The sequence below is a fragment of the uncultured Gemella sp. genome (genome assembly GCF_963537375.1).
Classification (GTDB): Bacteria; Bacillota; Bacilli; order Staphylococcales; family Gemellaceae; genus Gemella.
Genome location: NZ_CAUTDQ010000011.1, coordinates 36,353 through 49,215, shown reverse-complemented (window position 1 = coordinate 49,215; position 12,863 = coordinate 36,353). Strand labels below are relative to the sequence as shown.

Below are 12,863 nucleotides of genomic sequence, written 5' to 3'. Positions count from 1 at the left end.
GGATTAATTATGAGAAAAAAAGATCATATTAGATTGGCGCTTGCTGATAAAACAAGTTTTGGATCTTTATCTAATCCTAAGTTTACCGAATAACCTTTAGGATAAGCTTCTTCATCTTCTTTACTCTTAAGAGCTGGAGAATATGATCCTGGGAAAAATTTAATTCCACATTTTTCACTAACTTCCACAAAATCTTGATTAATTTTGTTACAATCTTCTCCACCAGCAGTTATAGCATTGATGAAGAATGGGTATTCCCAACGATCCCCGCAAACTGATGTAGAAGTATCCACATCATCTAATCCGAAAAGTGGAATACTGTTGTAATCAATTGCGTATGAGTCCAAGCTAGTTACTTTTGTTTTATCAGCAAGCGCCAATCTAATATGATCTTTTTTTCTCATAATTAATCCTTTCGTAGTTTATTATAATCTTTCTAAGTTCAGTTGTAGCTGATACTTATCGTTATTTTTCTCGAATCCTAGTACAAAGTCACCACTTCCAGAGCCGCTTTGCTTACCAGCTGAGTGTGATTCAATATAGCTTTTCATCGTACTTGTTTCCATTGGTATTTTAGAGAAACTTTCTAAATATAATAGATTTTCTCTAAGTTTATTTATTGTATTTAGTGCATTTGATGCATCTGTTTCTGTTAAATTCTCTTTCAATGTTTTAACTAGAGTATTTGAAGTTTCAACAAAAACTTTAAATTCTTCTTTGTAATTATCTTTATGTTTTTTCCAAAGTTTAACGTGTTCTTTCGTATCAACAGCTTCACCAGTCCAACGCGCTAAGATGCTTAAATCAGCTTTAGGATGTATTTTTTCAATAAGAAGTCCATCCCAATTTGTGTTAATTATTTCTTTAACAGTTTTATCTTGGCGAATCATTTCATTAACGAACTCGGCATTAAATTTTTGATAGAAGGTGATTCCATCATTAATACTCGCAGCAACATCTCCCATAGATCCGCTTAGATTGTGTTTAATATTAAATAGGGCGACCAATTTGAAAATAGTTAAATCATTATAAGGAATATTTTCAAATGATAAGATTGCACGAGCTATAGCGACAAGAACAGCACCAGACGAACCTAGACCGTATTTCTTATCATCACTATGAAGTTCATTGAAAATAGTAAGAGCGAAGGTTTTATCACTATTTGTATATCCTGTTAAAAATTGGATAAATTGTTGAACTAGTGTGAAGTTACTATTTTCTTCAAAAAGACCAACAGAAGTTTTATTAATTGTATCGAAGATAGTAGTTGTAGTACTTTCTTCTACAAATACAGTAATTTTTTTAGGGACACTTGTTATTAGTGCAGAAGCGTAATCTTCTAAAATCGCATATTCACCAGCGAGATAGAGCTTACCGTATGCTACTCCATGCACAAAATTATTTTTTTCTTCCATAATTTTGAAATTTCCTCATATAATTTGTCTTGATCTTCCCTTAAGTATAATACTTTCACGTTTGGGCCAGCATCCATAGTGAAGTAACATCTATAACCTTTAGAACGTAGTTCTTTTACTATATCCATTGCCATGTGGCTTTCTTCAGTCAAGAATGAAAAACTTGGAGTAGATGTAGAAGTTGTACCATGCATAGCAAGAGCATTACTTTCTGTAATCTCTCCGATTTTCTCGAAGTCGGCTTCTTTTAGGGCTTCTTTCATTAATACAAAATCATTTTTAGCTTTTTCTACCCATGCATCGAATGTTGTCGATGTTTGAACACAGCGCTCCATTGCGACACGACTAGAAATTTTCTTTCTATCTTCATTAACAACAAGAACCATCATTCCGAAGTCTAGAGAACATTCTAACTCTTCAACACTTCCATCTTCAAGCCATGCTGCAAGTTTATAGAAGCTTCGGCATGAAGAACCAGATCCTTCTTTTGCTATTTCAACTAATTCTTTAGTAGTTTTGTTTAATTTGAAATATTCATTACATGCAAGCACTAATGCCATTGTTCCGCTAGAACTTGAAGAAAGTCCTGCAGCAGTAGGAACGGTATTATAACTTCTAATAGTTATAGCTTCACGTTCAGTTGGTGTGAATTTAGAGATGAATTTAATCATTTTATCGACTTCTTCTTGGCTTTGTTTTTCGTCATTGATATAAAATTCATCAACATTATTATCGTTTTTCCCAATTTTTGTTTTTGATAAAAGATTGTCTAATCTTAAAGAAATATTAGGATTATAAGGTAAGACAGGATCTTTAGATTTTTTTCCCCAGTATTTAACTAGGGCAATATTAGCATAACCTAAACTGTAACTATCCATGATGAATATCCTTTCTCTTTTAATGCATTTTGAATTTCTAATGCATTTTCTTTTGTTTTACTAAGGCTAATGCAACAACCACCAGCACCACCGCCAGTTAGCTTAGCACCGATTGCATTATTGTCTTTACAAATTTCTACGACTTCATCGTTGCTTGCATGACTTACTCCAAGTTTTCGCAGTAAATCATGAGCTTTATACATATATTGTCCGACAAGATCGATGTTTTTATTTTTTAACGGTTCGATTACTAAATCAGTGATTCCACCTAATTCAGCAATATATTTCTCGTATTCAACATAATTATCAGCTATGTGTTTTAGAGTTTCTTTAGTAATTCCAACAACACCAGTATCGATAATCAGTAAATAACTATTTAGATTAAAATTTAACTCACTAGCTCCGTCTTTTTTTGAAAATAAAAGGGGAGTGTCACTAAGTACTTGATTTACATCAATACCGCTAGGATTCCCGTGGATAAATTTCTCACATTTATTAGCGATTTCTCTAACGTTTGGGAGTTTTTTTGCACATGCAATAGCGATACTCAGCGCAGCAGAAGAACCTAGTCCACGCCCTACAGGGATGGTACTAGTAATATTAATTTTTGTTTTATTATCAATTCCACATGAATCAGCGATGAAGCTAAGAATCTCATCTCTTTGTTGAATTGTATCTGTTTCTTCTAAAGTGACTTCTACATTCATTTGTGGAAGTGGAATAGTAATTCCTTTGTATCCATAAACGACTGCATGTTCACCGAAGAATATTGCTTTTGCGTGCGTCATAAATTTAAAAACTCCAATTTTATATTTAAGTAGTATTTTATACTATTTAATAAAAAGAAAATTAATAGTAAAAAATACTTTTATACGTACAATAATTATACTTTTAGTATTTGTTTTTGTCAAACATCGGTGCAGTAAAAAAAGATGAAATTATACTAGAAGTAACTTAAGTTAAAAGAAGTACAATTTCATCTTGAAATATTTTAATGTGAATGGCAAGCAATACCATGCGGTTCTAAGTGTACTAAAGTTTCACAATAATAGAATTCTTTAGATAATGCTTTTTCAATTTTTACGGTAATGTCGTGACTTTGTTTAACATTTAATGATGGTTCAACTGTAACAGTAATATCGATAAAGTATAGTAAGCCATGAGTTCTACCTTTCGTATCTACTATTGATGTTACACCTTTAATATCATTTACAATATTGTTAACCTTATCTATCACTTCAGTATCAACGCCGTCAGTAAGAACGTGTGTAGATTCTTTGAAAATACTAACAGCAGTGTAAATAATAAGTAATCCGACGATTATTGCGACTACTGAATCAGCTATTGGAAGTCCGATATATGTAGCGATGATTCCTACTAATGTTCCGATAGAAACAAAAGCGTCACTAAGATTATCAAGGGCTGCAGCTTTAAGAGATTTACTTCCGATTTTTTTAGCTAGACGAATATTATAGAAATATACCCCAAGCATAATAGCACTCGCTATAAAAGCTACGACAGCAGAAAGTAGATTAGGTTGTTCAAAATTTTTTGTTATAATTTTGTTTATTGCATACATTACTACTTCGATTCCTGCATATAACATAATGAATGAAGCTATTAATGTAGAAATCAATTCAGCTCTGAAGTGACCGTATAGATGGTCTTCATCAGCTGGTTTTCTAGAAATTTTTAAACCGATAAGCACGCATACTGATGAAATTACATCGGTAGCATTGTTAATACCATCGGCAACTAAGGCTGAAGATTTAAAAAATAGACCAGCGGAAAGTTTTAAAACGGTCAGCAATAAATATGACAGAATACTAAGTTTGGCACCTTGTTCAGCGCGTTTTAATTTATCGAAAATCGAATTATTCATGGCTTCCTCCTAAAATAATGTTTTATCATTATAACAGGTTTAAAAAAATTATTCAATAGAAAAAATGTTATTTTTAAATTAAAATTATTTCTCTTAGGTGAACTTTAACAAAGGAACACCCGACTAAAGATTTAGTCGGGTAGTTTTATTATATCTTTTTAGAGTAGTATTTTTTGAAAGTTAAAAAAATGTATATGTAAGAAAGAACACTAAAAATTCCGTAAAAGTATAAGAAGTTAGTTGATAATGTTACTTCTAGAGAAAGGTACTCTGGAATTATTTTTAATTTATCTAGAATTGGTATTAGACCAAATGATACTTCAAATATTATTAATGATGAAATATATATAAACCACTTATTTTTATCTGTTTTTCTATAAATTAGTAGGTATAAGCAAATCAAAGAACCTAAGACTAATACTACTATAGATAATATTGTTAAAATTGGTTGGATAGTTCTAGAAAATATTGAAGGTGCTAAAGAACTAATAATCAAAATTAAAAGATAAACTAGAGAAAATCTAAATATTTTCATTTTGTTTTCCTTTGGTAGTTCTGCAATTATTGATGAAGATAATTTGTTTATATCATTTCCAAAAACATCGGTAAAGCTCTTTCCTTGTTTTTGATATAAAATTAAATCTTGTAATATTTCTAGTAATTGAATTTCTAGAGCAGATTCATTTTTCGCAGTATTTTTTATCCGACAAGCGACTAGAAGCTCCTCATAATATTTTTTATTTTCTTCATTAAGTTGTAGTCTAAGTTCATTATTATGTTTTAGTAGGTCAGCTGTATTCATAGTGCATTCTCCTTGCGAATATTATTTATCTTTCATAATCTCTGTAATTGTTGTACTTATATTTCCCCATATATCTTTAAATGAATTTATATATTCTTTACCTTGATCAGTAATAGAATAATATTTTCTCGGAGGTCCAAAGTTACTTTCTTTCAAATAACTAGTAACTAAATTCTCTTTTTCTAGTTTTAATAGTAGGGGATATATAGTTCCTTGAGCAACCATATCAAGCCCATAATTAGAGAGCTGTTCAGTTATTTTATAGCCATACATTTCTTTGTTTTTAATTAGCTGTAATATGCATGCTTCTAATGTGCCTTTTAGTATTTGAGAAGTGTTAATTTCCATTTTGAAACCTCCTTTCTTAGTTTTATAGTTATTAATATAAAAGTCAAAAATTCGCGCTATCTTGTTATACATAATAGTACTATAGAAAAGGTATCTTGTAAAGCAAAATAGTTAAATGAAATAATTAGTAAGTATAGTGAATGTAAGGTTAAGTATAACAAAAAAATGTTTGATAATTCATGTTAGTAAAGTTTGACTAACAAAATAGGTAAGTATATAATAAAAATATGAAAAAATCTCAAAGTGAAAAAGCCTATGAAATAGCTAAAAGAGCCCACTTAGGACAAGTCGATAAAGCTGGAGAAGATTATATAAAACATCCTGAAAAGGTGGCTAGTTTTGTAAAAACAGATGAAGAAAAAGCAGTAGCATATCTTCATGATGTTATTGAAGATACAGAACTAACATTAGAAGATTTGTATGAGTATGGCTTTTCTAAAGAAGTTATAGAAGCAGTTGATATTATAACTAAAAAGAGGGGGGAAGACTATCAAAGTTACTTAAATTCAGTAAAGAAAAATAAACTTGCAAGAGTTGTAAAATTAGCAGATTTGCGTCATAATTCTGACTTAACAAGATTAGCGAAAGTTACTGAAAAAGATATTAAGAGAAAAGAAAAATATCAAAAAGCTATCAATTTTTTAAATTCTTAGAGGGTAATAGTTATTAATAATTTAGGTATTTATATAATAAGGTTGTATACTAAATCCGGAGTATGGAAAAATGATTACTATTCACATATGGGGTGGAAGTTCATTGGAAACTTCTCAATAGAAAAATGATATTCATGGAGTAATTTTTAGTAACTTTTACTCCGGAAAAATATAAGAAACAAAAAAGACAAGGCTTGAAAAACCTTGTCTTAAACATTATACCAGCAGCCGGGGTCGAACCGGCACGATGTTGCCATCGCTGGATTTTGAGTCCAGTGCGTCTGCCAATTCCGCCATGCTGGCATATGTCTATGATAACACACATAAAATACTTTGTCAATTTCAGTATAAGGTATAAAGTAGCCGCTCTAGATAATAATTTCAGTAAAAATTAGAGATTCTAGATAGATTTTATTTATGTTTTAGTTTTAGATTGTATAATATGATAGTTAGATTATGTAAAGAAGTGTTTTATGAGTTTATTATTATATAATTTATTTTAACTAATCAAATAAAAAATGTAAGGGTGTAACATTATGCTTGTGTTTACAAGGATAGTCGATTGTAAAGATGTAGAAAAGAAGTGTTTTTAGTTGACAAATTAAAATATTTTTTTTAATAGTATATTGTAAAACGATAATATATGTAGTATAATATAGTAGTATATAGAATTATAAAAATATTAATGTTATTTTTATAAAGGAGTGTGAGTGCTGGTGGTAGTTACGTTGTTTACATCGCCTAGTTGTACTTCTTGTAGAAAAGCAAAAGCTTGGCTTATAGAAAATGATATAGACTTTGTGGAAAGAAATATTTTTTCAGAAGCTCTAACAACAGATGAAATTAAAGACATTTTATCTATCACAGAGCACGGAACAGAAGATATAATTTCCTTTAGATCAAAAACGTTCCAAAAATTAAACTTGGATATCGAAAGTATGTCTATTCAGGAGTTATATAAAGTTATTCAAGATAATCCAGGAATGCTTAGACGACCTATCATTGTTGATGATAAGAGATTACAAGTTGGGTATAATGAAGATGAAATAAGAAGATTCCTTCCAAAGGAAATAAGAGTAAATCAATTAAAACAAATAAAAAATATGGTTAAGTAAGTACGCCCTGATACTACTTTTACCGATTAATTTAAAGGTTGATATTAGGTATCAGCCTTTTTTTATGAGAAGAGGGCTGACCCAAAAGCCCTAAAATTTAACAAAGCTCATATGAAAACTCATAGACGCAGTGATTTATTGATATCTAAATTCGCTTTATAAAAGCTTTTTAGATATCTAATAAACTTTGCGGGGGCGACTCGACAAAATCGATTTCTTCAAAATCGCGATTTTTGAGTCACTCCCATTTAACAAAAATTAAAGAAAGAGGTACTTGATGGAAAGAGAAGACATAAAATTTATTACTGGAGAAATTCATTTCTTAGAGTTAGTAGAAAAGAAAAGTTCATCATTAGTTTTTAAAGGACCAAATGATGAAGAAATAAGCTGTAACGAATCTGACGTTGAAAGTTTAGATGATTACGAAATTGGAGAAGAGTATTCAATGTTCGTATATCCTTCACGTAGTGGGAAATTATTCGCTACACCAAATATACCAGAAGTAACTTATGGTGATTATGCATTTAGTAAAGTTGTAAAAGTTGAGGAAGATAGGGTAGGGCTTGATATTGGGTTCTCTCGTGAAATCCCACTTTTAGGAGAAGATTTACCTAAGTTAAGAAGTGTATGGCCAAAAGAAGGGGACGAGCTGTTTATTACACTTCGTCGTGATTTCAGCGGACAATTATTCGCTCGTTTAGCGACAGAAACAATCGTAGCATCTTTATATTCAAAAGCTACTAAGAGTATGAAGAACAAGGATATTGAAGCTTATCCTTATCGTTTAATGCGTGTAGGAACATTCTTACTGACAAAAGATGGTTACAAAGTTTTCGTTCATGAAAGTGAACGTGAGAAAGAACCTCGCCTTGGAGAGAAAGTTACTCTACGTGTTATAGGAGTTAAAGATAATGGTGAAATCAACGGTTCATTCTTACCTCGTGCACACGAAAGAATGGATAGCGATGGTCAAGCTATAATGGACTATATTGAAAATAACGGTTATTGCGAATTTACTGACAAATCTGATCCAGAAGAGATTAAAGCAGTATTTGGAATGAGTAAAGGAAGCTTTAAACGTGCTGTAGGAAGACTATTCAAGAATAAATTAATTATGATTGAAGAAGATGGGTTATACAAACGCAAAGGAAGATAAGACTATGAAAAAAATAAAATTAGATAAAAATGCATTGTTAGGTGGAATTGTTTTAGAAAACGATAGATATCAAGTAGTGCACATGAATCTGAAAACAGGGAACCAAACAGACTCATATAGTAATGATAAAAATATTTTATTACTAAACATTAGTGGGAAAATTACAGTAGCTTTTGAAGAAGAAGTAGAGACTGTAAATGAATTTGAACTATTAGAAATCCCAGCAGGAGTAGAGCATGTGATTACATGTCTACAAGATGCGCAGATTTTTGTAGTTAAACTATAAATTACATAAGGTGGCTTAAATTGGTTTCTTTTTAGGCCACTATTATTTTAGAAAATTGAATTGAGGAATACGATGGAAGTACAATTTTTAGGTACAGGAGCAGGGCTTCCTGGAAAATTTAGAAATACACAGAGTTTTGTTTTTAATTTTATGCAAGAATTAAAAGAATGCTGGATGTTTGATTGTGGTGAAGCGACACAGCATCAAATTTTAAGAACAAATATTAAGCCGACAAAAATAACTAAAATTTTTATAAGCCATCTTCATGCAGATCATGTCCTTGGATTAATAGGGTTTTTATCATCTAGAAGTTTTCTTTTAGACACAAAGGCTTCGGATGTTACTATATATGGACCAGTGGGTATTAAAGATTTCATAGAAAACAATTTGTTGTTCACACATTGTTCACTTTCTTATAGCGTAGAATATATTGAAATTTCTAGTGAACAGTGTATAATAGATAATAAATCTGTAGCTGTTTTTAGTTATCCTTTAGCTCATAATGTTGAATGTTTTGGATATAAAATTTTATTCAAAAAACAAAAAGGGAGCTTGGATGCAAACAAACTGAAAGAATTAGGGATTATGCCAGGACCATTTTATAGAGAAATTAAAGAAGCAGATACTTTTGAATTTAATGGAATAGTGTATAATTCAAGTGAATTTTTATCTGAAGATAAGCCCGAAAAAGAGATTTCGATTATACCAGATACTAGATACTTTGATGGTTTAGGGGAGTTTGTTAAAAACAGTAACATTATTATTTCAGAGTGCACTTATTTACTTAAAGAAGATGCACATCATGCGAGAAAAAATTACCACTTAAGTATCTTAGATATTGAGAAAATGATTGCACAAAGTAAGGTTGAGAATCTATTTCTAACACATATTAGTGCTAGGTATGATAGAAATATAGAAAAGGATGCTATAGAATCATTACGTGATAAATGTGATGTGAAGATAGCACATGATCTAGAAGAATATAGTTTGTAAAAATGTAGAGGAGATTGTGAAAATGAATTTAGAAGAAAAAACTATTGAAGTTGAAAAAATATTTAAGGGGAAAGTTTTAGATGTAGAAGTACATACAGTAACTTTACCTAATGGAGAAACTTCAAAACGTGAGCTGATAAATCATAGGGGTGCTGTAGCAATATTAGCTTTAACAAAAAATGATGAAGTAGTTCTTGTTGAACAATATAGAAAAGCTATAGAAGCAGTAACTTTAGAAATTCCTGCAGGGAAACTAGAACCAGGTGAAGATAATAAGAAATTATCTGCTATTAGAGAGTTACGAGAAGAAACTGGTTATGTAGTAGAAGAAGAAAGACTGGAAAAACTATGCGATGTTCACGTAGCATTAGGTTATAGCTCTGAATTAATCACAATCTACTATGTTGATAATTTAGAATATGCTGGAGAAATTGATCCAGATGATGACGAATTTATTAATTTAAGAAAATATAAAATCGAAGAAGCATTCAAGCTTTTAGATGATAATGTTATAACTGACAGTAAGACTATGCTTGCATTAGCTTACTTAAAAAATAGGAAAGGCGCGAAATAGTATATGAGTATTTATGATGAGATAATTAAAATTATTCAAAAATCTTCATACAAGTTAACTCCACAAAGGGAGAAAATCGTAGAGATTTTAGTAGAAAATGAAGATAAACATCTTAGTGCAGAGGAACTGTATTTTATTTTAAAAGAGAAAACACCAGATATTGGTATAGCTACCGTTTATAGAACTCTAGATATTTTCTATGAATTAAAAATCTTAGAGAAAATATCTTTCAGCAATGGTGTTTCAAAATATCATTTAAGACAATCTGTAGATGACGAACTTCATCATCATTTAATATGTACTAACTGCAATAGCATTGAAAAAGTATCTAACCCAATATTCAATAAACTTATTGAATATATGAAAAAAGAATATTCTTTTGAGGTTCAAGATAACTCTTTATCGTTTTATGGAACTTGTGCTAATTGCAAAAATAAAGGTGAGAATTAATGTATTTTGATAAATTAGAGAAGATATTATTACTTATCTCTAGTATAGTTTATATTGTATATATTGCATTTGTAGGTGGAATGATTAATCTATTTCGAGGATATGTAGGAAACGAGTATTTAAGAAATAAGATAGTTGATCAAATTCGTGAACAAACGCGTCTTACTCAAGATAGTGCCAATGTTTCTACGAAGGATATGCACTTTATCTTCCAGGTGATGGGACAACTTGCTTGGGTATATTTCGCACTTTTAATAGTTTTATTTTTACTATTACTATTTGTGATTTTGAAAAAAGGAATCAATCACAATATTGTAGCGTTCCTATTTTTAGTGTATAGTATCTTATTATTGATCTTTAGTTTAGGAATATTATTTATTAGTTGTATAATATATTTCTTCTTGGGATTAAGAATAATATTAATAAGAAATTCAGAAAAATATAAGCGTGAAGCATAATTTCCGAGGAATTCAGTTTCTTCGGAAATTTTTGTCATTTTCTTTTAATGAACTTAAATAATTTGAATAAAGAAAAGATAGTTGATATAATGAAAGTAACAAGTAGGGCAGTGGTTTGAAGAAGGAATACGCTCTGAAAAGAGAAATGGCGGTGCGAATCCGTCCGACTACTTGTTATGACATCTATTTAATAGGTGTCTTTTTTTATTGAATTAATAACAAAATAATTATCATCATGTTATAATTATAATATAGCAATAAAAATATAGAGTAAGTAGGAGAGAAAATGAACGTTAGAGAAAACTTTGAGACTATAACAAAAGAAATAGCTGAAACTTGTGAAAAAGTCGGTAGAAATGCCGATGAAGTGAAACTAATAGCTGTAACTAAATATGTTACAGATGCTAGAGTTGAAGAAGCGATAGAAGCGGGAATTACAGATTTCGCCGAAAATCGTCCTCAAAATTATGTTGAGAGAAAAAGTAAATATTCTGATAAGACTTGGCATTTAATAGGAAGTCTACAAACTAGAAAAGTACGCGATGTGATTAATGAGGTAGATTATTTCCATGCTTTAGATAGAGATAGCTTAGCTAAGGAAATCGAAAAACGTGCAGAAAAAGAAACTAATTGTTTCGTACAGGTTAATGTTTCTGGCGAAGAAAGTAAACATGGTTTAACTCCAGAAGAAGCTATAAATTTCATAAAATCATTAGAACAATATTCAAAAATTAACGTTGTAGGTCTCATGACAATGGCGCCTTTTGTAGATGATGAAGATGTGTTGCGTAATTGTTTTAGAAAATTAAGACAGCTTCGTGATGAAGTAAAAGCACTTGAATTACCATATGCACCGTGTGAATTCTTATCTATGGGTATGAGTAATGATTACAAAATTGCGATTGAAGAAGGTGCGACCCATATTCGAGTTGGGACTGCTTTAGTAGGTAATGAGTTAAAATAATAAGAAATAAAGGAGGGGTAGTATGCAAAAAGTAATAAATGTGGATGATTTAGTCGTTAAGATTAAATACAGAAAAAACATGAAAAACATTTATTTAAAAGTCGAGAGAAATGCCGATGTAGTAGTAAGTGCCCCGCCAAGAACACCTAACTATCTTATTAAAAAATTAATTAGAGATAATATTGATGAAATTAAATTAAGAAGAAACAACATATTAACGAATGTCTATACTGTAAAACGGTATGTAACTGGTGAAAAACATATTATTTTCGGAAAAGAATTTGTTTTAGAAGTAAAATTAGGAAATAAGAATGTAGTAAGATTATCCGATGATAAAATCATTTTAGTTATAAAGGATAAAGATCAAGACAGAGAACAAATAGTTACAAGTTATCTGAGAAAAGTTCTTTATAACAAAGCTTTAGAGTTTATTAATAAATATGAAAAAATCATGGGTGTCCATGCTGAACAACTAAGAATCAAAAAGATGAAAACCCGTTGGGGAACTTGTAATATTGAAGCGAAAAGAATCTGGATAAACTATGAACTTGTAAAATATCCGATTGAGTGTTTAGAACATATAGTTGTTCATGAGCTTACTCATTTACTAGAAACAAATCACACACCTAGATTTTATGCATTGTTAGGAAAATATTATCCAAACTTTAGAGAAAATGATAAATTGATAAAAGAATTTAGTAAAAAAATAGTAGGTAGATAATAAAAAAGCAAGAAGTATTACAATTTTTTTGTAATTTAGTATTAAATTATCTATAGTTAGAAAATTTTTTGAAAGTATGGAAATTACTTTTGAAAACAATAATTTAGATGTGTAATTATTGACTTTTTACGCTATTTACTATATAATTAATCAAGAGTTTTTAGTATT

17 protein-coding genes and 1 tRNA gene are annotated in these 12,863 nt (G+C 30.2%); 10 read left to right on the top strand and 8 right to left on the bottom strand.

Annotation, left to right across the window (positions count from 1 at the left end):
* Positions 1-23: 23 nt before the first annotated feature.
* The 7 genes from RYK99_RS03400 to RYK99_RS03370 all read right to left on the bottom strand — a co-directional run bounded on the left by RYK99_RS03400 (position 24) and on the right by RYK99_RS03370 (position 5,325).
* Positions 24-404 (bottom strand): hypothetical protein, encoded by a 381-nt coding sequence (locus tag RYK99_RS03400; protein ID WP_314990126.1) that lies wholly within the window; start codon positions 402-404, stop codon positions 24-26.
* A 21-nt stretch (positions 405-425) separates the two neighbouring features.
* Positions 426-1,415, bottom strand: coding sequence for a phosphomevalonate kinase (locus RYK99_RS03395; RefSeq protein WP_314990125.1), 990 nt, complete (start codon positions 1,413-1,415; stop codon positions 426-428).
* Entirely contained in the window at positions 1,382-2,293 is a 912-nt protein-coding gene (gene mvaD / locus RYK99_RS03390) for a diphosphomevalonate decarboxylase (protein WP_314990123.1), read from the bottom strand. Before mvaD ends, RYK99_RS03395 begins: the two co-directional genes overlap by 34 nt.
* The gene (mvk, locus tag RYK99_RS03385) at positions 2,275-3,081 is read right to left on the bottom strand and encodes a mevalonate kinase (protein ID WP_314990121.1); all 807 of its coding nucleotides are present in this window, start codon (positions 3,079-3,081) and stop codon (positions 2,275-2,277) included. Before mvk ends, mvaD begins: the two co-directional genes overlap by 19 nt.
* 203 nt (positions 3,082-3,284) lie before the next feature.
* A complete protein-coding gene (locus tag RYK99_RS03380) occupies positions 3,285-4,175 on the bottom strand; it encodes a cation diffusion facilitator family transporter (RefSeq protein ID WP_314990120.1) in 891 nt (296 codons plus the stop codon).
* A 148-nt stretch (positions 4,176-4,323) separates the two neighbouring features.
* A complete protein-coding gene (locus tag RYK99_RS03375; RefSeq protein WP_314990119.1) occupies positions 4,324-4,977 on the bottom strand; it encodes a hypothetical protein in 654 nt (217 codons plus the stop codon).
* A 21-nt stretch (positions 4,978-4,998) separates the two neighbouring features.
* On the bottom strand, positions 4,999-5,325 hold the full coding sequence (locus RYK99_RS03370; RefSeq protein WP_314990117.1) for a PadR family transcriptional regulator: 327 nt from the start codon (positions 5,323-5,325) through the stop codon (positions 4,999-5,001).
* A gap of 227 nt (positions 5,326-5,552) precedes the next feature.
* On the opposite strand from RYK99_RS03370, the gene RYK99_RS03365 reads away from it, so the two are divergent.
* Entirely contained in the window at positions 5,553-5,978 is a 426-nt protein-coding gene (locus RYK99_RS03365) for an HD domain-containing protein (RefSeq protein WP_314990115.1), read from the top strand.
* Positions 5,979-6,197: 219 nt separating this feature from the next.
* Here RYK99_RS03365 and RYK99_RS03360 read toward each other — a convergent pair.
* Positions 6,198-6,281 (bottom strand) — tRNA-Leu (locus tag RYK99_RS03360).
* Between the two features lie 413 nt (positions 6,282-6,694).
* Between RYK99_RS03360 and spxA the strand changes: the two genes are divergently transcribed.
* The 9 genes from spxA to RYK99_RS03315 all read left to right on the top strand — a co-directional run bounded on the left by spxA (position 6,695) and on the right by RYK99_RS03315 (position 12,695).
* On the top strand, positions 6,695-7,093 hold the full coding sequence (spxA, locus tag RYK99_RS03355; protein WP_172497960.1) for a transcriptional regulator SpxA: 399 nt from the start codon (positions 6,695-6,697) through the stop codon (positions 7,091-7,093).
* A 277-nt stretch (positions 7,094-7,370) separates the two neighbouring features.
* The gene (locus RYK99_RS03350) at positions 7,371-8,249 is read left to right on the top strand and encodes a S1 RNA-binding domain-containing protein (RefSeq protein WP_271965094.1); all 879 of its coding nucleotides are present in this window, start codon (positions 7,371-7,373) and stop codon (positions 8,247-8,249) included.
* A 4-nt stretch (positions 8,250-8,253) separates the two neighbouring features.
* Positions 8,254-8,535, top strand: a complete 282-nt coding sequence (locus RYK99_RS03345) for a hypothetical protein (RefSeq protein ID WP_035467019.1) — start codon at positions 8,254-8,256, stop codon at positions 8,533-8,535.
* Between the two features lie 72 nt (positions 8,536-8,607).
* Entirely contained in the window at positions 8,608-9,528 is a 921-nt protein-coding gene (rnz, locus tag RYK99_RS03340; RefSeq protein WP_314990111.1) for a ribonuclease Z, read from the top strand.
* Positions 9,529-9,550: 22 nt separating this feature from the next.
* Positions 9,551-10,102: an NUDIX hydrolase gene (locus RYK99_RS03335; RefSeq protein WP_048802844.1), complete on the top strand. Its 552-nt coding sequence runs from the start codon at positions 9,551-9,553 to the stop codon at positions 10,100-10,102.
* A 3-nt stretch (positions 10,103-10,105) separates the two neighbouring features.
* Positions 10,106-10,552 (top strand): Fur family transcriptional regulator, encoded by a 447-nt coding sequence (locus tag RYK99_RS03330; RefSeq protein ID WP_204644478.1) that lies wholly within the window; start codon positions 10,106-10,108, stop codon positions 10,550-10,552.
* On the top strand, positions 10,552-11,010 hold the full coding sequence (locus tag RYK99_RS03325) for a DUF4064 domain-containing protein (RefSeq protein ID WP_271965097.1): 459 nt from the start codon (positions 10,552-10,554) through the stop codon (positions 11,008-11,010). The genes RYK99_RS03330 and RYK99_RS03325 overlap by 1 nt, the downstream gene beginning before the upstream one ends.
* Positions 11,011-11,296: 286 nt before the next feature.
* Entirely contained in the window at positions 11,297-11,974 is a 678-nt protein-coding gene (locus tag RYK99_RS03320; protein WP_314990105.1) for a YggS family pyridoxal phosphate-dependent enzyme, read from the top strand.
* Between the two features lie 22 nt (positions 11,975-11,996).
* The gene (locus RYK99_RS03315) at positions 11,997-12,695 is read left to right on the top strand and encodes a SprT family zinc-dependent metalloprotease (protein ID WP_314990103.1); all 699 of its coding nucleotides are present in this window, start codon (positions 11,997-11,999) and stop codon (positions 12,693-12,695) included.
* Positions 12,696-12,863 lie beyond the last annotated feature (168 nt).

Bases quoted from the DNA above. Each gene is read 5' to 3' on its own strand.
- mvaD (WP_314990123.1), bottom strand. From the start codon at position 2,293: ATGGATAGTTACAGTTTAGGTTATGCTAATATTGCCCTAGTTAAATAC.
- RYK99_RS03320 (WP_314990105.1), top strand. From the start codon at position 11,297: ATGAACGTTAGAGAAAACTTTGAGACTATAACAAAAGAAATAGCTGAA.
- RYK99_RS03325 (WP_271965097.1), top strand. From the start codon at position 10,552: ATGTATTTTGATAAATTAGAGAAGATATTATTACTTATCTCTAGTATA.
- RYK99_RS03365 (WP_314990115.1), top strand. From the start codon at position 5,553: ATGAAAAAATCTCAAAGTGAAAAAGCCTATGAAATAGCTAAAAGAGCC.
- mvk (WP_314990121.1), bottom strand. From the start codon at position 3,081: ATGACGCACGCAAAAGCAATATTCTTCGGTGAACATGCAGTCGTTTAT.
- RYK99_RS03350 (WP_271965094.1), top strand. From the start codon at position 7,371: ATGGAAAGAGAAGACATAAAATTTATTACTGGAGAAATTCATTTCTTA.
- RYK99_RS03400 (WP_314990126.1), bottom strand. From the start codon at position 404: ATGAGAAAAAAAGATCATATTAGATTGGCGCTTGCTGATAAAACAAAA.
- RYK99_RS03375 (WP_314990119.1), bottom strand. From the start codon at position 4,977: ATGAATACAGCTGACCTACTAAAACATAATAATGAACTTAGACTACAA.
- RYK99_RS03335 (WP_048802844.1), top strand. From the start codon at position 9,551: ATGAATTTAGAAGAAAAAACTATTGAAGTTGAAAAAATATTTAAGGGG.
- RYK99_RS03315 (WP_314990103.1), top strand. From the start codon at position 11,997: ATGCAAAAAGTAATAAATGTGGATGATTTAGTCGTTAAGATTAAATAC.
- RYK99_RS03380 (WP_314990120.1), bottom strand. From the start codon at position 4,175: ATGAATAATTCGATTTTCGATAAATTAAAACGCGCTGAACAAGGTGCC.
- RYK99_RS03395 (WP_314990125.1), bottom strand. From the start codon at position 1,415: ATGGAAGAAAAAAATAATTTTGTGCATGGAGTAGCATACGGTAAGCTC.
- rnz (WP_314990111.1), top strand. From the start codon at position 8,608: ATGGAAGTACAATTTTTAGGTACAGGAGCAGGGCTTCCTGGAAAATTT.
- RYK99_RS03345 (WP_035467019.1), top strand. From the start codon at position 8,254: ATGAAAAAAATAAAATTAGATAAAAATGCATTGTTAGGTGGAATTGTT.
- RYK99_RS03330 (WP_204644478.1), top strand. From the start codon at position 10,106: ATGAGTATTTATGATGAGATAATTAAAATTATTCAAAAATCTTCATAC.
- RYK99_RS03370 (WP_314990117.1), bottom strand. From the start codon at position 5,325: ATGGAAATTAACACTTCTCAAATACTAAAAGGCACATTAGAAGCATGC.